The organism is Neoaquamicrobium sediminum (genome assembly GCF_013240295.1).
Lineage (GTDB): Bacteria > Pseudomonadota > Alphaproteobacteria > Rhizobiales > Rhizobiaceae > Aerobium > Aerobium sediminum.
Window position 1 is genome coordinate 1,156,665 of the sequence record NZ_JABETK010000002.1, and the last position, 26,730, is coordinate 1,183,394.

Here is a 26,730-nt window from a genome sequence, read left to right on the forward strand (position 1 = left end):
CGTGTTTCCTCCCGCAAGAACTCCATTTTACGCAAGAATATACGAAACCGACGGTCCCGAACACTCCTATTCGCAAACACGTTCCACGGCAGGCGTGTTAACAATTTCTCTCAGGGAACATAACGTCAAATGCGAGGAAGAGCGCCAATGCGCGTCGGCTGCCCCAAGGAAATCAAGAACCACGAATACCGCGTCGGCCTCACCCCCGGCTCGGTCCGCGAATATGTCACCCATGGCCACGACGTGCTCTTCGAGACCGGCGCGGGCGCCGGCATCGGCGCGGACGACGCAGCCTATATGGCCGCCGGCGCAAAAATCGCGAAGACGGCCGAGGAAGTGTTCGCCAAGTCGGACATGATCGTGAAGGTCAAGGAGCCGCAGCCCTCGGAATGGGTGCAGCTTCGCGAAGGCCAGATCCTCTACACCTATCTCCACCTGGCGCCCGATCCGGCGCAGACCAGCGGCCTCGTCGAGTCCGGCGTCACCGCGATCGCCTACGAGACCGTCACGGACGATCGTGGCGGCCTGCCGCTGCTTGCCCCCATGTCCGAGGTCGCCGGCCGGCTGGCGATCCAGGCCGGCGCGACGGCGTTGCAGAAGGCCAATGGCGGCCGTGGCGTTCTCCTGGGTGGTGTGCCGGGCGTGCTGCCCGGCAAGGTCACGGTCATCGGCGGCGGCGTGGTCGGTCTGAACGCGGCGAAGATGGCCGCCGGCCTCGGCGCCGACGTCACCATCATCGACCGTTCGATCCCGCGCCTGCGCCAGCTCGACGACATCTTCAACGGCCGCGTGCACACCCGCTATTCCACCGTCGAGGCGCTTGAGGAAGAGTGCTTCTCCGCCGACGTGATCGTCGGCGCGGTGCTGATCCCGGGCGCGGCGGCCCCCAAGCTCGTCTCGCGCGAAATGCTGTCGGGCATGAAAAAGGGTGCGGTGCTGGTCGATGTCGCCATCGATCAGGGCGGCTGCTTCGAGACCTCGCACGCCACCACCCATGCCGAGCCCACCTACGAGGTCGACGGCGTCATCCATTATTGCGTCGCCAACATGCCGGGCGCCGTGCCGGTCACCTCGGCCCACGCGCTCAACAATGCAACCCTCCACTATGGCCTGCAGCTCGCCAATCGCGGCCTGAAGGCGATCGTTGACGATCCGCACCTGCGCAACGGCCTCAACGTGCACAAGGGCCGCATCACCAACCAGGCCGTCGCCGAAGCGCTCGGCTACGAAATGGTCGAGCCGCGGGCGGTCATCGCGGCCTGAAGCATGTCTCCCGAAAGTGGGAACCGGTTTCGGGACAAAGACATGTCGTGAAGCCAACCGGGGTTTCCGCGCAAGTCCTCCCGCGCGGAGACGATGGCCCGCCGGTCTGCACCACCGGCGGGCCTTTTTCTTGGCTACGCCCGCTCGATCCTGAGCTGATAGCAGTTGTTCCGCGCCGATCGCATGTGGACATACGCGACCTCCGCGCGTTCGAAGATTTCGTGCGCGCGGCCGCAAATCTTGTGGGTCGCCACCACGCCGCCGGTGCCATAGACGATGCGGTCGTCGGCACTGTAGCCCCGCAGTATGTAGTCCGGCGTAGCCCTGAACATCGGCGACAGCACGTCGCCTTCCGGCGCGCGTTCGCATTCGGCGGCATGCAGAAAGACCGGCCCCGTCTCCGCGTAGGGCTGCAGGGTCGGAAAGGGCCTGTACGCGAATGTCAGATAGCCTTCACCCGCCGCGACATGGCGCAGGCAGTGGCGGCACGGAATGCCGGAACCGTCCGAGATTCTGCGCTCGGGCGGGTTTCCGTAAGCGTCGGGCGCGCCGCGCTGATAGGCGCGGGCCTGTTCGGTGGGCATGGCGACAAAGCGGATCAGGGCCATTTTGCGGGTCTCCGGCAGGGTTCGTGTCTGCCGCACCATCGAAAGATTGCATCGGCGTCGCCACCCGAAACATGAAGAAACCCGCCGGCGGGGAACCGGCGGGTCTGAAACCGTGCGCGAGGGGGAGAGCGCACGGCGGGGAAAGGTTCGTCAGCGCAGGAACGAGCCCACGTTGCGCAGGGTCACACGGCGGTTCTGCCACTCCTCGTAAGGGGTTTGCACCAGAAGGTATTCCTCGCCATAGCCCACCGTTTCCAGCGCGCTGGAGCGGATACCGAACTCGCGAACCAGCACGCGCTTCAGGGCTTCTGCACGACGCTCCGACAGTATCTGGTTGGAATAGGCCGAGCCGACCGCATCCGTATGACCTTCGATGAGGACACGGCTGCGCGGCCGCCGATCAAGCATGCGGTTCAACGCATTGGCGATCTGCTCGACCTTGCGGTACTGCGAATAGGGAATCTCGGCCGAGCCAAAGGCGAAGTTGATCGACTGGATATCGATCGAAGGTGCTGCGCGGCGCAAATCGGACCGGCGCTTGAACTCCTGCACCGTCACGCGCCGCTGCGGGTCGACCCTCGTTCGCGGCTCGGCCTCGAGCTGGCGCAGAATGCGCTCGGCCGAGGGCATTTCGGGGGCGGAAATCGATTGGGCGGACGTCACGGCGGGAAAGGCGATGGCGGCCGCCATGGCAGCTATGAATGTGCGACGGAACATTGTCGTCTCCTTCGGTTGCGCTGGGCGGCGCGTTGATCACGATCCGAATTTGACAAAACCGCACTGAAACGAAGCTGAACGGGCTGTTGTCCGCCGTTCATAATCCTTAATCGCAGACGCAGCGGGATGCTGTCACCAGACTGTCAGCCCCACGGCTCCACCGTCTCCTCCGACCAGGCGTAGGGCGAAAACCCTATCCGCTGGTAGAGCTGCAGCGCACGCGGGCTGTCGAGCGTGTTGGTGTGGATCACCAGTCGTTCCGGCTCATGCGCCCAGGCGGCAAATACGGCCTCCGACAGGAAGAACTTGGCAAGCCCCCTGCCCTGGAAATCCGGCGTAATACCGAAATAAAGCACTTCCGCCTCGCCGGGCAGCCGCGACAGGTCGAGCTCGAAGAAGCCGGCGGGCGAGCCCTCGACATAGAGCACCTGGATTTCCGTGTGCTCGGCATGGATCGCCGCGGAGAGATCGGCATCGGTCAAATCGCGCCGCAGCAGCCAGTGATGCGCCTTCCCCACCTGCTCGTAGAGATAACGGTAAAAGGCAAGCGGCATGTCCTTGGTGCGCAATACCGCAAGTCGCTGTCCCTGTGGCATCTGCACCCGATGCGCAGGTGGCGCGGTCATCTCAAGATGGGTGATACGCGCCGTCATAGGCGCCGAAGGCGAAGCCATCTCAATCCTTTCCGGTGACGACAGGCGTATCGTCGCGACCGCCCCACTCGGTCCATGATCCGTCGTACAGGCGGTTGTCCTCGTGGCCGACCGAGGCCAGCGCGAGCGAAATGACCGCAGCGGTCACGCCCGAGCCGCAGGACGTTACAACAGGCCTGGAAAGATCGAGGCCGGCCGCCTCCAGCACCGCCCTGAGCTCGTCGACGGGCAGCAACTTGCCGTCTTTTGAGAGCGACGGCGCCGGCACGTTCCTTGCACCCGGCATATGGCCAGAGCGCATCTTGGGCCGTGGTTCTGGGTCCGTGCCCGCAAACCGTCCCGCCGGTCGCGCATCGGCGATCTGCATCGAGCCGTCTTCGACGATCGAACGCATGTCGCCAAGCGAAGCAACGCGCGCGGCGTCGAAATCGACCTCGAAGAAGCCGGGGGCGATTTTCGTCGGCTCGCCCGTCACGGGCCGGCCATCCGCCTTCCAACGGTCGAAGCCGCCATCGAGCACGAAGACGTCCTTCGCGCCCATGATGCGGAACATCCACCATACGCGCGGCGCCGAAAACATGCCCGGCCCGTCATAGACGACGATGGTATCCTTCTCGTCGACGCCCATGGAGCTGGCGAACTGCGCGAACAGCCCCGGATGCGGCAGCGTATGCGGCAGGTCGCTCTGCGGCTCCACGACCTTGTCCTGGTCGAAGAAGATCGCGCCCGGAATGTGCGCCGCTTCGTACTCGGCGCGCCCGTCCCGTCCCTGCGCCGGCAGATACCAGGAGGCGTCCACGATGGAGAGGCCGGGCTGGCCGACCCGCTCCTGCAGCCAGTCGGCCGAGACCACGAAGGCACTGGTTTCGCTCATCACCGTCTCCGTCAGCTTGCCGGCATTGGACCGAAGCGAAGGCGGAACCGCCGGTTCTCGCGCCCCTTCTTCTCGATCTTGCCGATATGGATTTCGCCCACCTCCGCCGTGGAGGCGACATGGGTGCCACCGCAGGGCTGGCTGTCGATCGTGCCGCCCTCGCCGATGCCGACCAGCCGGATGCGGCCCGTGCCGGTTGGCGGTCGCACGTTCTTGGATTTCACCAGCGAGGGATTGGCTGCAAGTTCCTCATCGGTGATCCAGCGCGTGAACACAGGATGGTCGGCCCGCACCAGTTCCATCAGCCGCGCGGTCACGTCTTCCTTGGTCACGCTGGAATCGGGCAAGTCGAAATCGACGCGGCTGTCGTCCTCGCTCACGGAGGCGCCGGTGATCGGAAACGGGCAGACGACGGTCAGGAGATGGCAGGCCGTATGCATCCGCATCAGCTTCAGCCGCCGTTCCCAGTCGATTTCGCCTCTCAGGGTTTCACCGGGCTCCGGCAAGTCCGCGCCGGCAGCCGGCACATGGATGATCTCGTCCTTGGTTTCGCCGGTGATCGTCGCGGCAATCGCGATGGTCGAGCCGTCCGCGCGGCGTAGCAGACCCGTGTCGCCCGGCTGCCCGCCCGAGGTCGCATAGAATACGGTCCGGTCGAGCAGGATGCCGCCCCTGTCGTTGATACCCACGACACGCGCTTCCATGGTTTTCTGGTAGGAGTCTTCGCGGAAGAGAGCCTGCGTAGTCGTCGCCATCACGCCCGCTCCACAGGCGTCGCGTTGCGTGTGGGGAACCCGGTCGGGTATGTCGCGCTATCCATGTGTCCTCTCTCGGCCGCACCCGGGTCACACGGGACCCGGATTCGCGGCGACAGAGAACACCACGCACAGCAAGACTGCAACCGCCCCGATGGCGCGGCGGCTACGAGCGCAACGCGAAAAGATTAGGCCACGTCTTCGTATGGAACCGAAATCTGCGGCGTCGTTTCCATCCAGCCCGGCACCGGAAGCTTCTTTTCATGCAGGAACTGCGGGTTGAACAGCTTCGACTGATAGCGCATGCCGTAGTCGCAGAGCATGGTTACGATGGTGTGGCCCGGCCCCATATCCCGGGCGAGCCTGATTGCACCGGCAATGTTGATGCCGGTCGAGCCGCCCAGGCAAAGCCCCTCTTCCTGCACCAGGTCGAAAACGATGGGCAATGCCTCCTCGTCCGGAACCTGATACGAAAAGTCCGGCTCGAACCCTTCGAGATTGGCGGTGATGCGCCCCTGCCCTATGCCCTCGGTTATGGACGAGCCTTCCGATTTGAGCTCACCCGTCGTGTAATAGCTGTAGAGCGCCGCGCCCAGCGGGTCAGCCAGCGCGACCTTCACGGCGTTGCTGTTCTGGCGCAGTCCTGCCGCCACCCCGGCCAGCGTGCCGCCGGTGCCGACAGCGGAAACGAAACCGTCAATCTTTCCGTCCGTCTGCCGCCAGATTTCCTGCGCGGTGGTTTCGATATGCCCGTCGCGGTTGGCCACGTTGTCGAATTGATTGGCCCAGATCGCGCCGTTGGGCTCGGTCTTCGCCAGTTGTTCGGCCAGCCGCCCGGAAACCTTCACATAGTTGTTCGGGTTCTTGTAGGGCACGGCCGGCACCTCGATCAGTTCCGCGCCGAGCAGCCGCAGGGCGTCCTTCTTCTCCTGGCTCTGCGTCTCGGGGATGACGATCACGGTGCGGTAGCCGAGCGCCTTCGCCACCAAGGTCAGGCCGATACCCGTGTTGCCGGCAGTGCCTTCCACGATAACGCCGCCCGGCCGCAGCAGGCCCTTGCGCTCCGCATCCCGGATGATGAACAGCCCGGCCCGGTCCTTGATCGACTGTCCCGGGTTGAGAAATTCGGCCTTGCCGAGAATCTCACAACCGGTTTCTTCCGAGGCACGCTTGAGCCGGATCAGCGGCGTGTTGCCGATGATATCGATCACGGAACTGGTCATGAAACTTTCCTTGTCGTCATCTTTTGCGCGAGCCTAGAAACGTGGAAGGTTGCTTTCAAGGTTGGATTTTGCGCCAAACCTGCTTATTTCGGCATCCCGATACCCAATGTCGCCCGGTGGCCTTTCCAAGGGGCGCCGGCGTCGTTACCACATCCTGCCGCGAAACCAGCTTCGGACTTCTTCATGACGCTGTACAGAGCCGACCCAAAGGACGGCGTCGCCTGGATAACGGCGCCAGCACCGGTCTAGGCAGGCAGCTTGCGCTCGATCTCGCCCGTGAAGGGTTCGTGGTCGCCGCAATGGCGCGTGACGAGGAACGCCTACTGACGCTTGTCGAGGAAGCGGCAGGTGCGCGCGGCCGTATCGTTCCCTATTTCTGCGACGTGACCGACGAACGCGGCATGGAGCGCACGGTCGCGGCGATCGAAAAGGAACTCGGGCCGATCGTGCTCACCGTACTAAATGCCGGCATCTATTCGGCCACACATGGCGAACGGCTGGAAACCTACAATTTCACGACCACCTACGGGGTAAACCTGCTGGGCGTCATCTACGGGCTTGTGCCGGTGGCAGATCTGATGCGCGACCGCGGCCGCGGCCAGATCGCCATCATCGGCTCCGTCACCTCCTATTTCGGCCTGCCGGCGGCCGGTGCGTATGGCAGCTCGAAGGCCGCGCTCCACAGTCTGGCGCAGTCGCTTCGCTACGATTTCGACAAGCTCAACATCCGCCTGCAGATCGTCAACCCGGGCTTTATCGACACGCCACTCACGGCGAAGAACCGTTTCACGATGCCGGGGCTGCTCGCCGTCGAGGATGCGTCCCGGCGGCTTCTCCGCGGCTTGCGCAAGGGCGGCTTCGAGATCGCGTTCCCGCGCCGCATGGTCTGGCCGACCCGGATCATGCGGTTCTTGCCCGAGGCACTGCGCTATCGCATCATGCGTCGCATTACGGGTTGGGACGGAAGACGTTTCGGCACCAGATCCAAGCGTTGAAACGGGAGCGGAGGCGATTGTGAGAATGATCTTGCTCATCGTCGCCGTCGTGCTGGTCGCGCTGATCCTGCTGTTCCTGGCCGGCCCGCGCGTTGCCACCGACACGACGATCACATTCGACGAAACCGCGATCGGAGATGATCCCGTCGCCTGGCTTGCCGCGCGGGAGGCAGACGTCCCCAATCTCCGCGCCGAACTGGCGAAGGAAATCGTCTGGGCCGACCCCGTATCGAAGGCCCGCACGCCGCTGGCGATCGTCTACGTCCACGGTTTTTCGGCATCCAAAGCTGAGCTGCGCCCGGTGCCGGACCGCGTGGCCGCCGAGATCGGGGCGAACGTCTTTTACACACGGCTTGCCGGTCATGGCCGCGACGGCCCTGCAATGGCGGAAGCCTCGCTGAACGACTGGATCAACGATTACGCCGAGGCGATGGCCATAGGGCGGGCAATCGGCGACAGGGTCGTCGTCATAGCGACCTCCACCGGCGCGGCACTCGCCACCTGGGCGGCGACGCAGCCCGAACTGTCTCGCGATGTCGCCGGCTACGTCCTGATTTCACCCAACTACGGCGTGCAGGCCCCAGGCGCATGGCTGCTGACAATGCCCTGGGGCAGGCAGATCGCGGAAATGGTGATCGGCCCCGAACGCGGCTTCGAACCCGTCAACGAAGAGCACGCGCGATACTGGACCACCCGCTATCCGACCGCGGCGACGCTGCCGATGGCCGCCCTGACCAAACTTGCGCGGCAGTCGGTGGTCGAGCGGGCCCACGCGCCGGCGCTCTTCATTTTCTCCGATGCCGATGCCGTCGTGCGTCCCGAACTGACCCGAGACATAGCGGCCCGCTGGGGCAAGCCGCACGAAACGATGATCGTCGAGAGTTCCGACGATCCGTCCAACCACATAATTGCGGGCGACGCCATCTCGCCGTCGACGACCACGCTCTTCGCCGGGCGCATTAGCGAATGGATCTCAGAGCTCAGGCGCTGACTTGCGCTGCCGCCTTTTCCGGCTTGGCGTCGCGACAGGCCAGATAGATGACCAGCGACAGCGCCAGCGTGGCTGCGTAGAACCAGAACAGCGACTGATAGGCTGCCGCCGGCGCGTCAGCGGCCGTGTTCGCGGTAACAACGGCCCCGGTCGCGAACTGCATGATGCCCACCCCGCCTATCGAGAAGAAGTTGAGCATCGTCACGCCGCGCCCGGTCAGGTGCGGCGGCAGGAATGCGCGGCCGTGCGCCATCAGCAGGCCATAACTGCCGCCCGTCAATCCGATCAGCACGAGAAACACGGTCGTGGTGACGACGTCGGTCACCGGATAAAGAGCGATCACCACCAGCACCACGAGGCCGATCGCATTGCCGCCGACGGCAACCCATTTGCGGGTGCCGAACAGCGTATCGAGCGGGCCATAGACAAAGCTGCCGACGACCATCGCCAGCGCCATGAACAGCGTCACCTGCCCTATAGCCAGTGAATCGAGGCCGTAGACATCGGAAAGATAGGGCCCGGCCCAGAGGCCGCGTATGCCGGCGGCAGCGGCATAATTCAGCGCCACCAGCGGCAGGATCGGCCACAGCACTTTCAGGCTGAAGAGTTCCAGATAACCGGCAAAGCCGTTGTCAGCCGTCCCGTCGCCATGCCGCGCCGGATCGCGCACGAAGAACAGTACGGCTACGGCGGTCACCAGCGTCACCGCGCCGAGCCCCAGCATGACCGGTCGCCAGCCGAAGGCGTCGGCGGCGGCCGCCAGCGGCGAAGCGCCGATCACGTTGCCGAACGAACCGAACCCGACAAGCCAGGAAACCAGGATCGCCAGCCGTGCCGGCGAATAGGTGCGTGCGAAGATGAAGACGGAGGCCATCAGCACAGGCGCGCAGCCGATGCCGATCATCGTCATCGCGACGATGACCATCCAGGGTTGGGTCGCGCCCGCAAAAACCAGGGCGCCGCCGGCGCCGCCCAGCGCAAGCAGCGTGGCTGCGGTGCGCTTCGGCCCGTACCGGTCGAGCGCGACGCCGATGCCGAACTGCGACAGCGCGAAGGCCACGAACCAGGCACCGGACGCGACCGAAAGGTCGCCCTTCGTCGCGCCCAGCTCCGTTATCAGGGCCGGCGTCAGGACCGCGAGGAAGGAGCGGTAGAATTGCGAAAGGACGTAGGCGATCGCGAGCGCAGCCAATCCGGCCATGAGGCGTTTCCCGTGTTCTCTCGATACGGCCGGACGGCCGACAGGAAACGCCTTAGAGTATCGGGCCGGCCCGCGCAATTGGGCCAGCCCGAGCGCTGTTTAGGCCGCGCGTTCCGCGGGCGGCGTCCGCCATTGCTGCGGCGCTTTGCGCGGAACGGCTTCTTGCCGCCCGGCTTGCCGGCAAAAGCCTTGTTGCCGCCGGGCTTGCCGCCGAATTTTCTCGGCTTGCCCTGTCCGTTGCGCGGACGGCGCTCGCCCGTCTCGCCGGCGTCCCGGTCATCGTTGGCCGCCTGCGGACGCGGCGCGTTCTGCTCACCGCGCGGCCGAACCGGATCCGGCTGGTCGAGATGCGAGGCCGCCACCGGCAGCTTCATGCGGATGATACGCTCCACCTGGCGCAGCTTCGAGCTTTCGGTCGGATCGCACAGCGTGATCGCGATGCCGTCGGCGCCGTTGCGGCCTGTACGGCCGATGCGGTGGACGTAGCTCTCGGCCTCGTCAGGCAGGTCGAAGTTCACGACATGGCTTATGCCGGGCACGTCGATGCCGCGCGCGGCGATGTCGGTGGCGACCAGAATGCGCACCTTGCCCTCGCGGAAGCCGTTCAACGCCTTCTGGCGGGCGTTCTGCGACTTGTTGCCGTGGATCACGGCGGCCTCAAAGCCGTCGCGCTCGAGGTCCTTGGTCACGCGGTCCGCGCCATGCTTTGTGCGGGCAAAGATCAGTACCGACTTCATCGTCTCATCGGCGAGCATGTCGGAGAGAATCTTACGCTTCTGCTTGGTGCGCGCCATCACGAGGCTCTGCGTGATCTCGCCGGCGGTGGTGCCCTGCGGCGCCACTTCGACACGCACGGGATTCTTGAGAAGCCCGGCGGCAAGCTGTTCGATTTCATGCGGCATGGTTGCCGAGAACAGCGCCGTCTGGCGGTCGCGATGCGTCGCCTTGGCGATGCGCTTGACGTCGTGGATGAAGCCCATGTCGAGCATGCGGTCGGCTTCGTCGAGCACCAGGAAGCGAGTCTCGGCAAGGCTGATCTGGCCTTCGCGCACAAGGTCCGTCAGCCGGCCCGGCGTGGCGATGAGGATGTCGATGCCCGGCGCCATGCGCTTGATCTGCGAGAAGCGCGAAACGCCGCCCAGCACCAGCGCGGTCGAGACATGCAGGCCCTTCGACAGCGTACGGATCGTCTCTTCGATCTGAACCGCCAGCTCGCGCGTCGGCGCGAGGATCAGGGCGCGGCACGTGCGCGGCAGCCGCTTGGTGCCGAACCCGACGATCTTCGACAGGATCGGCAGGCTGAAAGCGGCGGTCTTGCCGGAGCCCGTCTGCGCGATACCGAGAATGTCGCGGCCTTCGAGCTGCGCCGGGATCGCCTGCACCTGGATCGGCTTCGGATCGGTGAAACCGGCCTTCTCGGTCGACTTCAGCAGCGCGCCGGTAATGCCCAGTGCAGCGAATCCGCCATTGGTTTCCACGGCGTTGTTGTTTTCGTTCGTCAAAATCTTCTTCTTTCAGGCGGCCGGAAGCTCATGGCGGCGGCCGCGCAATATCGCGGCAGGGCGCAACCTGCCGCAGCAAATCTGTAAAGGAACGACAAGACGGCGGGGCATGGCCCCGCGCGGCTGCGCTGTCGTGCCCGCGCGCTTCGTGCCCGCGGGGCTCATTCGCCGCTCGCCATGTCGGGTGACAGGAAAGGGAGAAATCAGACGCAACCAGTCCATTCAAGGAAAGCCGGCAGATCCGGCCCATGCGCCTCGTAGCCCGCATATGGGGCAGTTCGCCCTCGAAAGCAACCGATTTCTTGTGCAGCGCAGCAAGCCCTACGAGGAATCCGCCTCGTCCCCGGAGAACAAGGCATCGATATCGCGGTGACCGTGAATGATGTTCACCACCTCGAATGTATCGCCTTCATAGCGAAAGAAGATGACATGGCCCTTGTGAGCAAAGCTGCGGATGTCTGCTCTGAGTTCGGCGCGCGGCCGCCCGATCACACCGGGCAGGCTTGCCAGTTCGCCGCACTTCCCGCGCAGGTCGGCCACCAGCCGCAACCCGGCTGCGACGCTGCCGCTTTGATGCGCAACGAATTCGAGGATGTCGATGAGGTCCGCCTGCGCCGAACGCAGCCAGCGAAGCTTCGGCATTCAGCCGATCTTGCCTTCCAGTTCCTCGGCCTTGCCCTGAAGAGCGGCGTCGAGGTCAGCTTCGCTCACCTCACCGTGCGCCTCGATCGACCGATCAAGCATCGTACGGAGAGCGATTAGCCTGGCCTCACGTTCCTCGACCAGGCGCAGACCCTCGCGAACTACCTCGCTGGCCGAGCCGTAGCGGCCGCGCCGGACGATGTCGGCCACGAAGCCCTCCCAGCGGTCACCAATCGAAACGTTCATGCTCACACCATCCGATAACAAGGATTGCGCATAAAATGGCATCTCGTAGCAGCTACGGCAAGGTCGCTCACGCGCATTTGTCCGCAAGCTCTGCCAGCTTGAGCACGGTGTTCCAGTTGCGCGCCGTGTTCGGCACGCCGATGCCCTTGTCGAACCGCTCGGCAAGCTTGGAGGTGCCGAAACCCGCCGGCGTGTGGAGATAGGCAACGTTACCGACAACCTCGATACGGTCGCGGCCCTGCGCGATATCCTGCAGTGCCTTCAGTCTGGCGGGATCGGGCGCATCGGTCAGCCACGCCGCGTGCAGGAACTTCGGGGTCTCCGTAGCGTCGGGAAACGGGTTGTTTGCAATCACCGCATCCCATTCTTCGGCCGAAATCAGATAGATGTCCTTCTCGAATCCGAATTCGCGCTTGCAGATCGCGGCTATCTCCTTCGCCGCCGTCGCACGGGACTTACGCGTTTTCACCAGAGCGTTGCCGCTGTTGATGTAGGTCGCGACATTGCGAAAGCCGGCCTCCGCCAGCTTCTCCCGCAACGGTGCCGTCGGAAGCTGCGTCTTGCCGCCGACACCGCGGAAAAGGACGATGTAGACGGTGTCGCTCATATGATCAGCCCCGCCAGGACTTCGTTCTCGGTGATGTCCTGGAAAGCCCAGCCGCCTTCGGCGAAGCGCTTTCTCAACAGGTCGAAATTCTTCGCGTCCTTCGTTTCGATACCGATCAGCACCGAACCGAAATTGCGGGCCGACTTCTTCAGATATTCGAAGCGGGCGATGTCGTCGTCGGGACCGAGCAGTTCCAGGAAATCGCGCAGCGCGCCCGGCCGCTGCGGAAAGCGGAAGATGAAGTACTTCTTCAAGCCCTCGAAGCGCAGCGCCCGCTCCTTGACGTCGGGCAGCCGTTCGAAATCGAAATTCCCGCCGGAAACGACCAGCACGACCGCCCTGCCCTTGAGCTCCTTACGCGGAAAATCCTTGAGCACGTCGATGGCGAGCGCGCCCGCCGGCTCCAGCACGATGCCTTCGATATTGAGCATCTCGACCATCGTGGCGCAAAGCCGGTTCTCGGGCACAAGCCGCACCTGCGCCTCGTCGAACCCCTTGAGCAGCCGGAAATTCTCCTTGCCGATCTCGGCTACGGCCGCGCCATCGACGAAATTGTCCACCGTATCGAGTTTCACCCGGCGGCCGGCCGCAAGGCTCCGCTTCAGGCTGGGCGCGCCCAGCGGCTCGGCGAAAGCGAAGCGGGGTGCGGCCCCGCGCTCCGCGTAATAGCGCGTCACGCCGGCCGAGAGCCCGCCGCCACCGACCGGCAGCACCATCAGGGCTGGCTCGATGCCCTCCGGCATCTGCGCAGCGATCTCGTGCGCCACGGTCGCCTGCCCCTCGATGATGTCGCGATGGTCGAACGGCGGCACCATCAGCCCGCCGCTTGCCTCGGCAAAGTCGAGCGCGGCGCGATAGCATTCGTCGAAGAAGTCGCCGATGAGCCGTATCTCGACCATGCCGCCGCCGAACATGCGCGTCTTGTCGATCTTCTGCTGCGGCGTGGTCACCGGCATGAAGACGACGCCGCGCCGGCCGAGATGCCGGCACACATAGGCGAACCCTTGCGCATGGTTGCCGGCAGAGGCGCAAACGAACGCTTCCGGAGACAGGCCGGCAGCAACCGCCTTGTGGAAAAAGTTGAACGCCCCGCGGATCTTGTAGGAGCGAACCGGCGACAGGTCCTCGCGCTTGAGAAACACGCGCGCGCCCGTCTTGCGCGACAGGTAATCGTTCTCCTGAAGCGGCGTCGTATCGAAAAGCGCTCGCATCGCATCCGCCGCGCGGGCAACATCGCGTGTAAATCCGGCCATGGTGCGGCTCCGTGTGCTATGCGGGCCCTATTGCACAAACTGCCGGATGACGCCACTCTCCGGCCGCGCCCAGAGTCGAGGCTTCTTCCCCGTGCATTACTCTTCCATACGTGCCGCGCTTCATATTGCTTCGGTCTTTGCGATCTATCTTTCGCTCGCGATGCTGATTCCGGCGGCGGTCGATCTTTATTTCGGCAATGACGACTGGCGCACCTTCGCCTTCTCCGCGCTGTTCACCGGCGGGCTTTCGCTGGGCCTCGCGCTGGCCACCCAAGGTCGCCCCCGCCGATCTCGTCGCGTTTCGGCTTCCTGCTGGTCAACCTTCTGTGGCTCACCACCTGCGTTGTTGGCGCGGTCCCGCTGCTCGCCTCCTCGACCGACCTGAGCGTCGCCGACGCCTTCTTCGAAACCGTCTCGGGCATCACGACCACCGGCGGCACGGTTCTGGTCGGCCTCGACGACCTTCCGCCGGGCGTCCTATTGTGGCGTTCCATCCTGCAATGGATGGGCGGCCTCGGCGTGATCGCGCTCGGCCTGTTCGTGCTGCCGTTCCTGAATGTCGGCGGCTTCTCCTATTTCCGCATCGAATCGTCGGACATGGGTGACCGCCCGTTCGAACGCTTCTCTACCTACACGACGAGCCTGATCGCCATCTACTCGCTGCTGACGCTGATCTGCGGCCTGTGTTACGCGGCCGCCGGGATGAGCAGCTTCAACGCGCTCAACCACGCCCTGACCACCATCTCCACCGGCGGATTTTCTACCCATGACGCCTCGATGGGCCAATATGCCGGCAATCTGGCGATCCTCTGGATCGGCACCATTTTCATGTTCATTGGCGCGCTGCCGTTCTCGATCCTGATCCTGCTTGCGGTCGCCGGCCGGCTCGACGCGCTGCGCGACCCGCAAATCCGCGTCTTCGCTGGCTACGTCGTCGCCTTCGTCGTGGCGGTCGCGGTCTATCTGCGCGTTTCGACCGGCATGCCGTTCACGGTGGCGCTCAGCCACGCCGCCTTCAACTTCGTGTCAATCATCACAACTACCGGTTATGCCAGTCAGGACTATACGCTGTGGGGACCCTTCGCGGTTGGCTGCGCGTTCGCCGCGACCTTCCTGGGCGGCTGTTCCGGTTCGACCTCCGGCGGCGTCAAGGCATACCGTTTCCTCATTCTCTACAAGCTCCTCGTCAACGGTCTGCGCCGCTTCGTCTATCCCAACAGCGTCGCCAGCGTCCGCTACGGCGATCGCCCGGTGGACGACACGGTGCAGCGCGCGGTCGTGCTGTTCATCTCGGCCTTCGTCGTCATCTGGCTGATCATGACCATCCTGCTTGCCGCAACCGGCCTGGACCTGATGACCGCCCTGACGGGCGCGTTGACGTCGCTGACCAATGTCGGCCCCGGTCTCGGTGACCAGATTGGCCCGTCTGGCAACTTCGCCAACGTGCCGGATTCGGCCAAGTGGCTGCTGTCGCTCGCAATGCTGCTCGGCCGCCTGGAAATCCTGGCCGTGCTGGTGATCTTCACCCCCGCTTTCTGGAGCCGGTAACCGGAAGTTTTGCCACTGCGGATGGACGCGGGCGGCTTTAGCCGCTATCCGCAGACGGACGTTGGTACTGGAGTTTGCCGTGTCTGCTTTCCGGCGCACACTGATGGCGTTGTTTCCCGCCCTCGTTCTGGCGCTGTCGGGCTGCGCCGGCGGCCCATCGCGCAGCCTCACGAACGCGCTGGCGGCCGAACCCGACGCAATCGTTGCAACGCACAACATTCTGGTCGCGACGACCCGCGCCAAGGCAGACGATCCGTCCGAGGTCTATGGCGGCGGACGCGGCGACGAGCTGGGCTTTGCCCGCGTTAACGTGACGGTACCGCGCGTCCACACTTCAGGCAGGCTGGAGGGGCCCCGAAACGGTGCGCGGCGCGATGCATCCAAACACTTCGCCGCCAGCGAGATCGCCTTGTTCCCGAAGGAGCAGGATTTTGGCAATGCCCTGCGCGAGAACCTGGCACGCACCGACGGCCGCGCGCTGGTCTTCATCCATGGCTACCGCACTGCCTTCGACGGCTCGATCTATCGCGCCGCGCAGATCGTCCACGATTCCGGCTATGCCGGCACGCCGGTCCTGTTCTCATGGGCCTCGACCGGCCGCACCGTCGACTACATCTACGACAACAACTCCGCGACCGTCGCCCGCGACGGTCTGGAAAAGACGCTGCGCCTGCTCCGCGCCAGCGGCGCGAAACGCATCGACATCATCGCCCATTCGATGGGCAACTGGGTCACGATGGAAGCCCTGCGCCAGATCGCCATCGCCGATGACCAGACCGTGGCCGGCGCCCTAGGCGACGTGGTGCTCGCGTCGCCCGACATCGATGTCGACGTCTTCAAGACGCAGCTTCAGCGTATCGGCAAGCTGGACCGGCCTTTCCTGGTCATGGTGTCGCGCGACGATCGCGCATTGCTGGTATCGTCCATCCTTGCCGGCAGCCGTCCCCGCGTCGGCGACTACGACAAGGACGAGGACCTCGCGAGCCTCGGCGTGACCGTGATCGACGTGTCGGCGCTCGAGAGCGGTGATCGGCTCAATCACGCCCGCTTTGCCGACAATCCACTTCTGATCCAGCTACTCGGCCAGCGGCTCAACGAGGACGATAACCTCGGCGGCAATGGCGATCAGGTGACGCGCCGCCTCGAAACCCTCGCGCAGGGTCTCGGCCAGACGATCGGCTCGGCGGCCGAGATCATCATCACCACGCCCTTCGAGGTCATCAACGTCGCCGTCGGCGGTGCGCGCTAGAGCAGTCCTTTAGAGGAATAGGTCCACGGTCTCGAACTTCGTCACGTCGACGATGCCGACATCGGAAATCCGGAGTTCGGGGATCACCACCAGCGCCAGCAGCGAGTGCTGCATGTAGGCGTTGTTGAGCGAGCAGCCCATGTCGCGCATTGCGGCCGTCAGCTTTGCAGCCTTCTCCGCCACGGCCTCGGCGCGCTCGGCGGACATCAACCCGGCAATCGGCATCTCAACCAGCGCCAGTTCCCTGCCTTCGGAGATCAGCACCACGCCGCCGCCGACTTCGCCCAGCCGGTTCGCCGCCTGCGCCATGTCCGCCTTGTTGGTTCCAACCACGATCATGTGGTGGGAATCATGCGCCACCGTCGACGCCATCGCGCAATCCTTGACGTAACCGAAGCCGGAGACGAAGCCGTTGACCACGCCGCCCGTGCCCCGATGCCGCTCGACCAGCGCGATCTGGCAGACGTCGTTCTGCCGGTCCATCGCGACCAGCCCGTCCTCGACAGCCAGTTCCGCCTCCAGCGCCCGCGTGGGCGCCTGGTTCTCGATCACGCCGATCACCCGCGCCCGCACCTCGTTGGCGCCTGCGGGCGCTGCGATGTCGAAATCGGCAGCCGTCAGCGCCTTGCCGAGCTTCACGGTGCCCTTCGCGCTTGCCGGATAATCATACGCCGGAATATCAGCTTCCAGCCGCCCGTTGCGCGCAAGCCGCACCCCGCGCCCGTAAACCTCGTCGATCGTCAGTTCGGGCAGGTTCGAGACGATGAGGAAGTCGGCGAGCCTGCCCGGCGTGATCGAACCCAGCTCGCGCTCCAGGCGGAAGTGCTGGGCCGTGTTGATGGTCGCCATCTGGATCGCGGTCACCGGGCTGAGCCCCTGCGCAATGGCGTGGCGGACCACCCGGTCCATGTGCCCGTCGTGGACCAGCGTGCCGGAATGGCTGTCGTCGGTGCACAGGATGAAGTTGCGCGGGTCGAGCCCCAGCTCCGTCACCGCCTTGATCTGGCTGGCGACGTCGTACCATGCCGACCCCAGCCGCAGCATCGCCTTCATGCCCTGCCGCACGCGGGCAACCGCATCCTCGACGGCCGTGCCCTCGTGATCGTCCTCCGGACCGCCCGCGACATAGCCGTGGAAGGCAAGCCCGAGATCGCGCGAGGCATAATGGCCGCCAACCGTCTTGCCGGCCTTCACCGTCTCGGCAATTTCCGCCACCATCACCGGGTCGTTGTTGGCGACGCCGGGAAAATTCATCACCTCGCCGAGCCCGACGATATTCTCCCACGTCATCGCCTCGGCAACGTCTGCCGCGGTCAGTTGCGCGCCCGCGTTCTCCAGCCCCGGTGCGGACGGCACGCAGGACGGCATCTGCACGCCCACATTGATCGGCATCGCCAGCGCCTCGTCATGCATCAGCCGCACGCCCTCGAGACCGAGCACATTGGCGATCTCGTGCGGATCGATGAACATCGACGTGGTGCCGTGCGGGATGACGGCGCGGCAGAACTCGGTCACCGTCACCATCCCGCTTTCGACATGCATATGCGCGTCGCACAGGCCCGGCACCAGATAGCGGCCGCCTGCATCCACCACCTTGGTGCCCTCGCCGATCGCGTGCGAGGCATCCGGCCCGCAATAGGCGAAACGTCCCTCCACGATCGCTACGTCGGTGCCCGGCACCACCTCGCCGGAGTGCACGTTCACCCACCGCCCGTTCCTGACGACCAGATCGGCGGGCTTGCGCCCGGTCGCCACGTCGACGAGATGCGGCGCGACCTCGGTCCAGGGTTTGGGGCGGCCAAAGGCGGATTTCGTGGCTGCGGGCATAGAGTGGTGTCTCCTTTTGCCCGACTGTGCCAAGTCTCGCGCCAAACCGCCAGCCGCTTTCGTGTCGCTGTTACCGCGTGACGATCTCCGGTCCCATCAGCGTATAGGGCAGCCATGTGGATATGATCGGCACATAGGTAATGATGATCAGGAACAGGAACAGCACCGCCACGAACGGCAGCGCCGCCCGCACCACCTGGATCAGGCTCATGCCGGTTATGCCGGAGGTGACGAACAGGTTGAGCCCGATCGGCGGCGTGATCATCCCGATTTCCATGTTCACGACCATGATGATGCCGAGATGCACCGGATCGACGCCGAGCTCCATGGCGATCGGAAACACCACCGGCGCCACGATGAGCAGCAGGCCCGAGGGCTCCATGAACTGGCCGCCGAGCAGCAGCAGCAGGTTCACCGCGATCAGGAAGGTGAACCAGTTGAAGCCCGCGCCAAGCATCAGCTCGGTGATTGTCTGCGGAATCCGTTCCGACGACAGCACATGGGCGAACAGCAGCGCGTTGACGATGATGAACATCAGCATGATCGTCGTGCGCGCCGCATCGACCATCACCTTGCGGGTTTCGTCATTGAAGAAGGCGGGCAGGAAGTTGCGCGCCATCAGCGAGAGATTGCGGCCCCAGATCGGCAGGCCGCGCACGAGATAGGCTGGAATGTTGCCCGGATTGGACTGCGGATCGCGCCAGACGACATAGGCGATTGCCAGCACGAGCGAAAGAACCGCGCCGACAAGCGCCCGCCCCGAAAGCGTGACGCCCTCCCAGCCATCGGTGGCGAAGAAGGTCAGGATCATCCATACGAAGAAAAAGGCAAGCCCGTAGACTGTGCCCGAAAACCCGACGCGCGCGCCGTCGCTGTCGGTTTCGGCGATCCACCGTATGCCCTTCATCGGGCCCATGTCGCGATAGACGAACAGCGCCACGAAGAAGGCGTAGACCGCCGCGACCGACGCGGCTTCCGTCGGCGTGAAGACGCCGCCATAGATGCCGCCAAGGATGATGATGATCAGGAACAGCCCCCAGCCGGCCTGCTTGCCGCCCTCGAGGATTTCGTGAAAACCCTTCCACGGCTCCGCCGGCAGGTTGCGCCAGCGCGCTACCACATAGATCGCCACCATCAGCATCAGGCCGGCCAGCAGACCGGGCACCACGCCGGCCAGGAACATGCGGCCGACGGAGACGTCGGTCGCCGCCGAATAGACCACCATGACGATCGACGGCGGGATGAGGATGCCCAGCGTGCCGGCATTTGCGATGATGCCGGCAGCAAACTCCTTGCTGTAGCCCACCTGCCGCATGCCGGCGATGGCGATCGTGCCGATCGCCACGACGGTGGCCGGTGACGAACCTGACAGGGCTGCGAACATCATGCAGGCAAGCACAGACGCCATCGCGAGACCGCCACGGAAGTGCCCGACGCTAGCGATCGCGAAGCGGATGATGCGCCGCGCCACGCCGCCCGTCGACATGAAGGCAGAGGCCAGAATGAAGAACGGGATCGCAAGCAGCGTGTAGTTCTGCGACGCGGTGAAGAGCTGCAGCGCCACCGACGAGACCGAGTCGTTGGAAAAGAAGGTGATGATGATCAGCGACGACAGGCCGAGCGCGACGGCCACCGGCGCGCCGATGAAGAGCAGGAACAGGACGAGGATGAAGAGGATCGCGGATTCCATGCCTGATACCTCAGTCCACGGCCGTCTTGCGGGCTTCGGAAACCAGGTCCTCGGCCTCGTGGCTGGCAATCAGCATCTCGCGTTCCCCTCGCAGGATCGCCACGAAGCCCTGCACCGCGCGCAGCGCCAGCAGCGCCAGTCCGGCCGGCAGCATGATGTAGGCAATCCAGCGCTGCACCCGGTCCTGAAGGCCGAATGTCTCCTGCATCCAGAGCGGATATTTCAGGTCGTCGAGGCCGGTGCCTCTGTCGAACATGAAGGTCCAGTAGCCGATCGCGCCGGTCTGCCGCCAGTTGGTCGACACGTCGACGCCCAGCAGTGCCAGCCACCCGGCATAAAGCAGCACGAAGGCGTAGAGGAACACGCAGACCGCCGCAAACAGCGCGGCCAGGCGGAACAGGTTTGACGGCAAAAGCCTGACGAATGCGTCGACGCCCAGATGCACGCCGTGCTTGATGCCGTAGCTCATGCCGAACAGGATCATCCACGCGAACATGACGCGCGTGAACTCCAGCGCCCCGCTCCAGCCGGTATTGAAACCGTAGCGCGCGATCACCTGCGTGAAGGAAACGAAGGTGATGATCGCAAGCAGCGTGGCGAGGATGTTCTCCTCGATCCTGCTCACCAGTTCTGGGTAGCGCCGCTCGGCGGCGAACACGATGACCACCAGCGCCAGCAGCGCGAGCGTCGGCCACAGAAGCTCCACGTAATCCTCCCCTCTGAAGGGCCGGCGCGGTTATCGTTATATATTGCGTCCGGCCATGGTCGGCGCGCCCGCGGACGGGCGCGCCATGGTCATTTCTGTCAGGAACCGGACGCCACGGCCGCGTCGATCACGTCCTTGCCGATGTCGGCCTCGAACTGCTCCCACACCGGCTTCATGGTCGAAACCCATTCTGCACGCTGTTCCGGCGTTAGCTCGCGGATTTCACCACCAGCATCCACGATGTTCTGGCGGCAGGCGCCTTCCTTGTTGGCCACGTCGGCGTTGGCGGCCAGCGTCACCTCGTCGGCAATCTTCACGAACTGGTCGCGCACTTCGGGCTCCAGCCCCTGCAGCCATTCGGTCGAGGTCACAAGCAGATAGGCCAGCACCTGGTGGTTGGTCTCGGTGATGCCGTCCTGCACCTCGAAGAACTTCTGGGTGTAGATGTTGCACCACGAGTTTTCCTGACCGTCGACGACCCCGGTCTGCAGCGCGCCATAGACTTCCTTGAAGGCCAGCTTCTGTGCCGATCCGCCGATTGCCTGGATCATCGCGTCGGCGACGTCCGACGTCTGGATGCGGAACTTCAGGCCGTTGGCGTCGGAGGGCACCAGCAGCGGCTTGTTGGCCGAAAACTGCTTGAGGCCGGAGAGCCAGTAGCCGAGGCCGGTATAGCCTTCGTCTTCCATGACGGTGAGCAGCCCCTTGCCCGTATCGGACTGGTTGAAGCCGCTGACCGCATCGAGGCTGGAGAACAGGAACGGCAGGTCGAAGACGCGGTACTTGAGTGTGTAGGCCTCGAACTTCGACAGCGACGGCGCGGCGATCTGCACATCGCCGAGCAACAAGGCTTCCATCACCTTGTCGTCGTCGTAGAGCGTCGTGTTCGGATAGACCTCCATGCAGGCCGTTCCGTTCATCTCCTCATTCACGCGCTGCGCGAAAAGCACCGCCGCCTCGCCCTTGGGGTGGCCCTTCTCTGCCACCACGTGGCTGAATTTGATGACCATTTCGCCGTCGTCGCAATTGGCCAGCGCGCCGGACGCGCCAAACGCCGACATGCCGGCGGCTACGGTTGCGACGGCGAACATTTTCCAGTGCATGTTCATGCAGGTACCTCCCGGAGTGTTTTTATGGTTGCCGGGCAATACTTGCCGATTTCCCGGCAAGGCACAATGCGCAATCAAGGCGGTTCGAATCCCTCAGCCCGCGGGAAATTCCCCGGAAGTGGTGCGGGCGCCGGGGATCGAACCCGGATGACCGAAGTCGAGGGATTTTAAGTCCCTTGCGTCTACCAGTTCCGCCACGCCCGCACGCCTTGCTTCTGTTGGGTTTGCCGGCGTCAGTCAACCAGCAGCCGCGTAAAATTGCGTGTGAGTTTTGCCGGGCCCACCGAGTGTGGTCCCACCCTTCCCAATCGCGATGCAGCAAGCGGAACCGGAAAAACATGTCTCTGGGCTGAACCGATGATCGGTGGAAAGCGTTGAATGGTCGAGGCTTCGCCGTATGACGCCTCAGGCGGCTACGGTGAGCCAATCTGTGCGAAAATGCATGGTGTCCGGCACACCTGTTGCGTAATGAGTAGACATGGTCGTGGCGGAGAACGTGATGAACAGTCGGGAAGAAGGCAGGATTGAGAAGGAGTTGCATCAGGTAGCGGCGTCCACGGACCCGTTCGCGGCGGCGGTGCGCACCACCCGCATGCCGATGTTGATCACCGACCCGCATCGGCCCGACAATCCGATCGTCTTTTCGAATGACGCCTTCACCCGCCTGACGGGATACACACGCGAAGAGATTTTGGGGAAAAACTGCCGCTTTCTGCAGGGCGACGGAACCAATTTTGACGATGTCACCAAGGTCAGAAACGCCATCGCCCGCCGTGAAGCCATCGAGATAGATCTGCTCAACTATCGAAAGGATGGGCGCAGCTTCTGGAATCGCCTGCTGATTTCGCCCGTATTCGATGAAGAAGGTGCGCTGACATATTTCTTTGCGAGCCAGTTCGATGTCAGCCCGGAACGCAATCGGCTCGCCGAGTTGCACTCGTCGCACGAAGTGCTGGAAAATCAGATCGAGAAGCGCATTCTCGATCTGACGGCATCGGAGGACCGCCTACGGTTCATTTTGAATGCCGCCAAGATGGGCACCTGGACGCTCGATATCAACGAAAAGCGGCTCGTAAGCTCTTCTCGCTGCAAGGAAAACTTCGGCCGCAAGACTGATGAGCCGTTTACCTATGACGATTTCGAGAAAGCGGTCGATCCGCTGGATGTCGAGCAGTGGAAGGACGCGATTAGAGAAGCGGTGAAAAACCGCACTGAGCTGCGGGTGGAATACCGTATCCGTACGCCCGATGGCGATCGCAGATGGATTGAAGCTAGGGGGCAGATGATGTCGGTTGGCGATGGCGCGTCGCCCATCATGACGGGCATCACACAGGATATAACGGAGCGAAAGGAGGCCGAGGAGCATCGCAGGCTCCTCGCCCGCGAACTGAACCATCGCGTCAAGAACACCCTGGCAACGGTCCAGTCAGTATTTGCCCAGTCTCTAAGGTCCGCCAACGATCTGGAGGAAGCCAAGACCATCGCATTCGGGCGCATCCAGGCCCTTTCCACCGCGCAGGACATACTAACGCAGGAAGGCTGGAGTTCGGCCGACCTGCGCACCGTCGTCGCCGAGGCGCTGGAGCCCTTCAATGGAGCAGACGTCCGCTTCGGTGGTCCTCGCGTCGTTCTGACCGAGCAGGCGGTCTCCGCTTTTTCCCTCGCGCTGCATGAACTGGCCACCAATGCCTCCAAATATGGAGCGCTTTCAGTCGCCGGCGGCTCGGTCACGATACATTGGGAGATCGAACGAAACGGCCACCGGACCTTGAAATTCTTCTGGAGCGAGATGGGCGGCCCGGAGGTTCGCGAGCCCGAAGCGAGAGGGTTTGGGTCGAAACTCATTGAGGGTGTGCTGGCAACGACGCTCGGTGGACGGGCGCAGATGACTTTCCGCAGGTCGGGATTGTTGTTTGAAGTCGAAGCCGTCTTGCCGGATGACGCGGACGAGCCGGTCGGCGAAGACGCTTAGACACAGCAGCCGGTTTGACTTTCAGCTGGCGAAGGCACGTTCGGCGATGCGCCGGATGAAGGCGACCACCTGCGCGGTGATCGCATATTGGGGCATATGGCCGATGCCGTTTACGATCTCCAGGTCGAGCCCAGCGACCTTGCCCTGCATCGCCAGCCCCTGCCGCTCGTAGTTGAGCACCCTGTCCTCGGTGCCGAACAGGATGCCGACCGGCAAGGCGAGTTCGCCATAGCGCGTCTGCTGGCGTGGCAGGTCGTGATGAACTGCCACGAGGTCCGTGGAAGTCGCATAGAAGTGCCCCGGCCGCAGCCCGACCATCGCGCCGCCGGCAATCGCGTAGTCTTCCGGCGGCTGCTGTGGCCCGAACACGAACTCCAGCGTCTTCGGGGCGTTCTTGACGGCCAGTGGCAGCGCCACGGTGTTTGCTATGATGCGCCGGCGCAGCGGCGATGTGATCGCCAGAGCCCTGAACTCCTCCGGCGGCTCTTCCTCGTAATGCGTCAGCGGCGCGATGAGCGCGAGCCCGGAAATCGTGTCCGGATAGTCGAGCGCCACGGCAAGCGCGATGGCGCCGCCGAGCGAATGCCCGACGAGCAGCGGTTTCTCCAGCCCCAGCGTCTCTATGAAGCGCACCGTCTGGCGGGCCTGCTCTGCAAGCCTGCCGTCCAGCCCCTCCCCACGTGTCGAATAGCCCGAACCCGGCCTGTCAATGGCGATCAGCCGGTAGCCTTCGCCGAACTCTTCCATCAGCGGCCGCCGCAGGTGGTGCAGCGTGCCGCCAAGGCCGTGGATCATCAGGATCGGCCTTCCCTCGCCGCTCTCGACATAATGGATGCGGTTGCCGTCGACCGTGACGAACGATCCGTTGGCGGGCACGGCACGTTCCGCATTGCGCGCGAGGCGACGCGTGATCCAGAAGAAATAGGCAGCGACCATGACGACGGCTGCAAGGATGGCGACGACGATGCCGGCGATGGCTGAGAACATGGGAAAAGAGCACTCTCGGGGACTGTGAACTGGCGCACCCAGTCTAACCCCGGTCACCCCGATGGCAATCGGGATTGCCGCACGGCGCGCGCGGCGCTATGCCTGCCGCCAGTCTGTGAAGGAATGCTCCATGGCCGAAATCATAACCGCCGCGATGATCGTCATCGGCGACGAAATCCTCTCCGGTCGCACCAAGGACCGCAATATCGGCCATCTGGCGGACGTCATGAGCGCCATCGGCATCGACCTGAAGGAGGTGCGCATCGTCGCGGACGAGGAAGACGAAATCGTCGCCGCCGTCAACGCGCTGCGTGCCCGCTACACCTACGTATTCACCACCGGCGGCATCGGCCCCACCCACGACGACATCACCGCCGATTCCGTGTCGAAGGCCTTTGGCGTCCCTTGCGAATATGACGACCGCGCCTACGCCATGCTCGAAGCTCACTACGCCACGCGCGGCATCGAGTTCACCGAAGCCCGCATGCGCATGGCACGCATGCCGCGCGGGGCCGACCACATCGACAATCCCGTGTCGCTGGCGCCGGGTTTCCGTATGGGCAACGTCCATGTGATGGCCGGCGTGCCTGCGATCTTCCAGTCCATGCTCGACAATGTCGTGCCGACGCTGAAGACCGGACAGAAATTGTTGTCGGCGGCTATCCACTGCCCGTTCGGCGAAGGCGTCATCGGCGGCCCGCTGGGCGAGATCCAGAAGGCGCATCCGGAGACGATCATCGGCTCATACCCCAAATATCTCGATGGTGCGTTCTGGACCGAGCTCGTCGTGCGCGCGCGAACCCAGGAAGCGCTCGATGCCGCGGCCGCCGAGGTACGCGCCATGGTCGAGGCGCTAGGCCCCGCAAAGGCCTGACCGTGCTTCAGATCGCCTTGCACAGCCGCAGCAGGCTCACGAGGTGCAGGAAGGGCGAGCCGCATCCCCATGCGAAATAACGCGGAATCGTCCGCCCGTAGAGCCGGCGCCGCTGCTCCGCATGCCCCTGCACGTTGAACACCCGCCGGTTCACCGCCGCTGACCGGTATAGCTGCCCCATCGCCCAGCGGAACGCAGCACTCTCGGGAAAGCCACTCGGGCGCGGGTCGGCAAACGGCGCCAGGCTCAGCAGCACCACCTTGCGCCCCTCCCGCTTAAATATCTCCACCGCGTGCTTCGTGATGCCGATTTCCGCATGCGGGGTCACCCCCGGCAGCCGCCGCTTGAACACGGCCACATAGCCGATGACCTTGCCGCCGCTGAACACCGGGTCGAAATAGAGCAACGACACCGGCGCGCCCTCCGGCGACAGCAGCACGAAGCGGCGCATCAGCGGATCCGGCGTCGCCGGAAACGGCCGGTTCATGAACGCCATTTCTCGCCGGTGCACGATGCGGCTGCAGCGCCACTGCGCCGACAGGGCCGCGACGGCGTCGGCCGCTCCGGGCAAGTCGGCCGCTCCGGGCAACTCGTGTTCTTCGACGATGCTGTAGCCGTTCCGCCTCAACCAGTGCGCCGCGTAGCGCGCCTTTTCCTTCTTCGGTCCCGAAAAATCGTACCAGTCGAGATCGAGCGCCGTGTCGAAACCGATTCGCGCGACGCGATAGCCCCTGGCGGCCAGGATGGCCGCGGTCTCGTGGGAAATCTCCGCGAAACACGGCCGGCCAGCCTGCTCGATGAAGCGGTCTATTAGCTCGGGCCAGTGGTCGTGCCGGCCACGGGGTCGCCGAGCGCGATCCGCGATCCCATCTTGGCGCCATAGGCGATATAGCCGTGCCCGTCGCCGAAATGGCGCAGACCCTCCTGCACCGCCGTCGAATAGGCCTGCGAGAAATCGCCATGGCGCTGCACCAGCGCGAGGCGCGCAGCCTTGTCGGGGCCAGCCGCTTCGAGCGGCGCGGCCCGCGCGTCCATCATCGCGTCGAACGCGAGGCGAAGGCTCCTCATCTGCCGTTCCCCTGCTCGCGCGCCCGTCCCACGCACGAGTGGGATCATGTCGCCACAACATCGTCTGGCATGCAAGTGTCGCCCCTTTCGCCGAAGCGGCTGGAGGACTATTCTCCAGGGGAAAGTTGCGACGCGGAGTCTCCTGCGGTTTGATCCCGCGCAAGGCGGAA

25 protein-coding genes, 1 tRNA gene and 1 pseudogene are annotated in these 26,730 nt (G+C 64.3%); 7 read left to right on the forward strand and 20 right to left on the reverse strand.

What is annotated here, in order from left to right; translation table 11 throughout:
* The first annotated feature begins 147 nt into the window (after positions 1–147).
* Positions 148–1,263 (forward strand): alanine dehydrogenase, encoded by a 1,116-nt coding sequence (gene ald / locus HK436_RS17575; protein WP_173191849.1) that lies wholly within the window; start codon positions 148–150, stop codon positions 1,261–1,263.
* A 134-nt stretch (positions 1,264–1,397) separates the two neighbouring features.
* Here the strand turns inward: ald and HK436_RS17580 are convergent, their stop codons facing one another.
* From HK436_RS17580 to HK436_RS17605, 6 genes are all read right to left on the reverse strand, one after another.
* Complete coding sequence (locus HK436_RS17580) at positions 1,398–1,871, reverse strand: DUF1203 domain-containing protein (RefSeq protein WP_173191851.1); 474 nt, start codon at positions 1,869–1,871, stop codon at positions 1,398–1,400.
* A gap of 150 nt (positions 1,872–2,021) precedes the next feature.
* Positions 2,022–2,588: an OmpA family protein gene (locus HK436_RS17585; protein ID WP_173191853.1), complete on the reverse strand. Its 567-nt coding sequence runs from the start codon at positions 2,586–2,588 to the stop codon at positions 2,022–2,024.
* Between the two features lie 143 nt (positions 2,589–2,731).
* Positions 2,732–3,262, reverse strand: a complete 531-nt coding sequence (locus HK436_RS17590) for a GNAT family N-acetyltransferase (protein ID WP_244649025.1) — start codon at positions 3,260–3,262, stop codon at positions 2,732–2,734.
* Position 3,263: 1 nt separating this feature from the next.
* Complete coding sequence (gene sseA / locus HK436_RS17595) at positions 3,264–4,115, reverse strand: 3-mercaptopyruvate sulfurtransferase (RefSeq protein ID WP_173191855.1); 852 nt, start codon at positions 4,113–4,115, stop codon at positions 3,264–3,266.
* 11 nt (positions 4,116–4,126) lie between these two features.
* Positions 4,127–4,870 (reverse strand): alanyl-tRNA editing protein, encoded by a 744-nt coding sequence (locus tag HK436_RS17600; RefSeq protein WP_173193579.1) that lies wholly within the window; start codon positions 4,868–4,870, stop codon positions 4,127–4,129.
* Between the two features lie 188 nt (positions 4,871–5,058).
* Positions 5,059–6,093 carry a cysteine synthase A gene (locus tag HK436_RS17605; RefSeq protein ID WP_173191856.1) on the reverse strand — a complete coding sequence of 345 codons (1,035 nt, stop codon included), beginning with the start codon at positions 6,091–6,093 and terminating at the stop codon, positions 5,059–5,061.
* A gap of 116 nt (positions 6,094–6,209) precedes the next feature.
* Between HK436_RS17605 and HK436_RS17610 the strand changes: the two genes are divergently transcribed.
* On the forward strand, positions 6,210–7,088 hold the full coding sequence (locus HK436_RS17610; protein WP_312860626.1) for an SDR family NAD(P)-dependent oxidoreductase: 879 nt from the start codon (positions 6,210–6,212) through the stop codon (positions 7,086–7,088).
* A 16-nt stretch (positions 7,089–7,104) separates the two neighbouring features.
* The gene (locus HK436_RS17615; RefSeq protein WP_173193581.1) at positions 7,105–8,079 is read left to right on the forward strand and encodes an alpha/beta hydrolase; all 975 of its coding nucleotides are present in this window, start codon (positions 7,105–7,107) and stop codon (positions 8,077–8,079) included.
* On the opposite strand, the gene HK436_RS17620 is transcribed toward HK436_RS17615, so the two are convergent.
* From HK436_RS17620 to ilvA, 6 genes are all read right to left on the reverse strand, one after another.
* On the reverse strand, positions 8,069–9,280 hold the full coding sequence (locus HK436_RS17620; RefSeq protein WP_173191858.1) for an MFS transporter: 1,212 nt from the start codon (positions 9,278–9,280) through the stop codon (positions 8,069–8,071). The genes HK436_RS17615 and HK436_RS17620 overlap by 11 nt on opposite strands.
* A complete protein-coding gene (locus HK436_RS17625; protein ID WP_173191860.1) occupies positions 9,208–10,782 on the reverse strand; it encodes a DEAD/DEAH box helicase in 1,575 nt (524 codons plus the stop codon). Before HK436_RS17625 ends, HK436_RS17620 begins: the two co-directional genes overlap by 73 nt.
* A gap of 321 nt (positions 10,783–11,103) precedes the next feature.
* Positions 11,104–11,424 carry a type II toxin-antitoxin system RelE/ParE family toxin gene (locus HK436_RS17630; RefSeq protein ID WP_173191862.1) on the reverse strand — a complete coding sequence of 107 codons (321 nt, stop codon included), beginning with the start codon at positions 11,422–11,424 and terminating at the stop codon, positions 11,104–11,106.
* Positions 11,425–11,670, reverse strand: coding sequence for a type II toxin-antitoxin system ParD family antitoxin (locus tag HK436_RS17635; RefSeq protein ID WP_173191864.1), 246 nt, complete (start codon positions 11,668–11,670; stop codon positions 11,425–11,427).
* A gap of 67 nt (positions 11,671–11,737) precedes the next feature.
* Entirely contained in the window at positions 11,738–12,277 is a 540-nt protein-coding gene (locus HK436_RS17640; protein WP_173191866.1) for a DUF1697 domain-containing protein, read from the reverse strand.
* Positions 12,274–13,530: a threonine ammonia-lyase IlvA gene (gene ilvA / locus HK436_RS17645; RefSeq protein ID WP_173191868.1), complete on the reverse strand. Its 1,257-nt coding sequence runs from the start codon at positions 13,528–13,530 to the stop codon at positions 12,274–12,276. Before ilvA ends, HK436_RS17640 begins: the two co-directional genes overlap by 4 nt.
* Positions 13,531–13,576: 46 nt before the next feature.
* Here ilvA and HK436_RS17650 point away from each other — a divergent pair.
* Together HK436_RS17650 and HK436_RS17655 are read left to right on the forward strand one after the other, a co-directional pair.
* A pseudogene (locus tag HK436_RS17650) lies at positions 13,577–15,078 on the forward strand (TrkH family potassium uptake protein).
* A 79-nt stretch (positions 15,079–15,157) separates the two neighbouring features.
* The gene (locus HK436_RS17655) at positions 15,158–16,327 is read left to right on the forward strand and encodes an alpha/beta hydrolase (protein WP_312860627.1); all 1,170 of its coding nucleotides are present in this window, start codon (positions 15,158–15,160) and stop codon (positions 16,325–16,327) included.
* A 9-nt stretch (positions 16,328–16,336) separates the two neighbouring features.
* Here the strand turns inward: HK436_RS17655 and ade are convergent, their stop codons facing one another.
* The 5 genes from ade to HK436_RS17680 form a co-directional block, all read right to left on the reverse strand.
* The gene (ade, locus tag HK436_RS17660) at positions 16,337–18,154 is read right to left on the reverse strand and encodes an adenine deaminase (protein WP_173191870.1); all 1,818 of its coding nucleotides are present in this window, start codon (positions 18,152–18,154) and stop codon (positions 16,337–16,339) included.
* Positions 18,155–18,224: 70 nt separating this feature from the next.
* The gene (locus tag HK436_RS17665; protein ID WP_173191872.1) at positions 18,225–19,844 is read right to left on the reverse strand and encodes a TRAP transporter large permease; all 1,620 of its coding nucleotides are present in this window, start codon (positions 19,842–19,844) and stop codon (positions 18,225–18,227) included.
* Between the two features lie 10 nt (positions 19,845–19,854).
* On the reverse strand, positions 19,855–20,550 hold the full coding sequence (locus HK436_RS17670; RefSeq protein ID WP_173191874.1) for a TRAP transporter small permease: 696 nt from the start codon (positions 20,548–20,550) through the stop codon (positions 19,855–19,857).
* A gap of 98 nt (positions 20,551–20,648) precedes the next feature.
* Complete coding sequence (locus HK436_RS17675; RefSeq protein ID WP_280515789.1) at positions 20,649–21,611, reverse strand: DctP family TRAP transporter solute-binding subunit; 963 nt, start codon at positions 21,609–21,611, stop codon at positions 20,649–20,651.
* 167 nt (positions 21,612–21,778) lie between these two features.
* Positions 21,779–21,863 (reverse strand) — tRNA-Leu (locus HK436_RS17680).
* Between the two features lie 274 nt (positions 21,864–22,137).
* On the opposite strand from HK436_RS17680, the gene HK436_RS17685 reads away from it, so the two are divergent.
* Entirely contained in the window at positions 22,138–23,631 is a 1,494-nt protein-coding gene (locus HK436_RS17685; RefSeq protein WP_280515719.1) for a PAS domain-containing protein, read from the forward strand.
* Positions 23,632–23,652: 21 nt separating this feature from the next.
* On the opposite strand, the gene HK436_RS17690 is transcribed toward HK436_RS17685, so the two are convergent.
* On the reverse strand, positions 23,653–24,618 hold the full coding sequence (locus HK436_RS17690) for an alpha/beta fold hydrolase (RefSeq protein ID WP_173191876.1): 966 nt from the start codon (positions 24,616–24,618) through the stop codon (positions 23,653–23,655).
* Positions 24,619–24,748: 130 nt separating this feature from the next.
* On the opposite strand from HK436_RS17690, the gene HK436_RS17695 reads away from it, so the two are divergent.
* The gene (locus tag HK436_RS17695; RefSeq protein ID WP_173191878.1) at positions 24,749–25,492 is read left to right on the forward strand and encodes a competence/damage-inducible protein A; all 744 of its coding nucleotides are present in this window, start codon (positions 24,749–24,751) and stop codon (positions 25,490–25,492) included.
* A gap of 7 nt (positions 25,493–25,499) precedes the next feature.
* Here the strand turns inward: HK436_RS17695 and HK436_RS17700 are convergent, their stop codons facing one another.
* Positions 25,500–26,357 (reverse strand): phosphatidylglycerol lysyltransferase domain-containing protein, encoded by an 858-nt coding sequence (locus HK436_RS17700; RefSeq protein ID WP_312860685.1) that lies wholly within the window; start codon positions 26,355–26,357, stop codon positions 25,500–25,502.
* The gene (locus HK436_RS33060) at positions 26,303–26,560 is read right to left on the reverse strand and encodes a hypothetical protein (protein WP_312860698.1); all 258 of its coding nucleotides are present in this window, start codon (positions 26,558–26,560) and stop codon (positions 26,303–26,305) included. The genes HK436_RS17700 and HK436_RS33060 overlap by 55 nt, the downstream gene beginning before the upstream one ends.
* Positions 26,561–26,730: the final 170 nt, after the last annotated feature.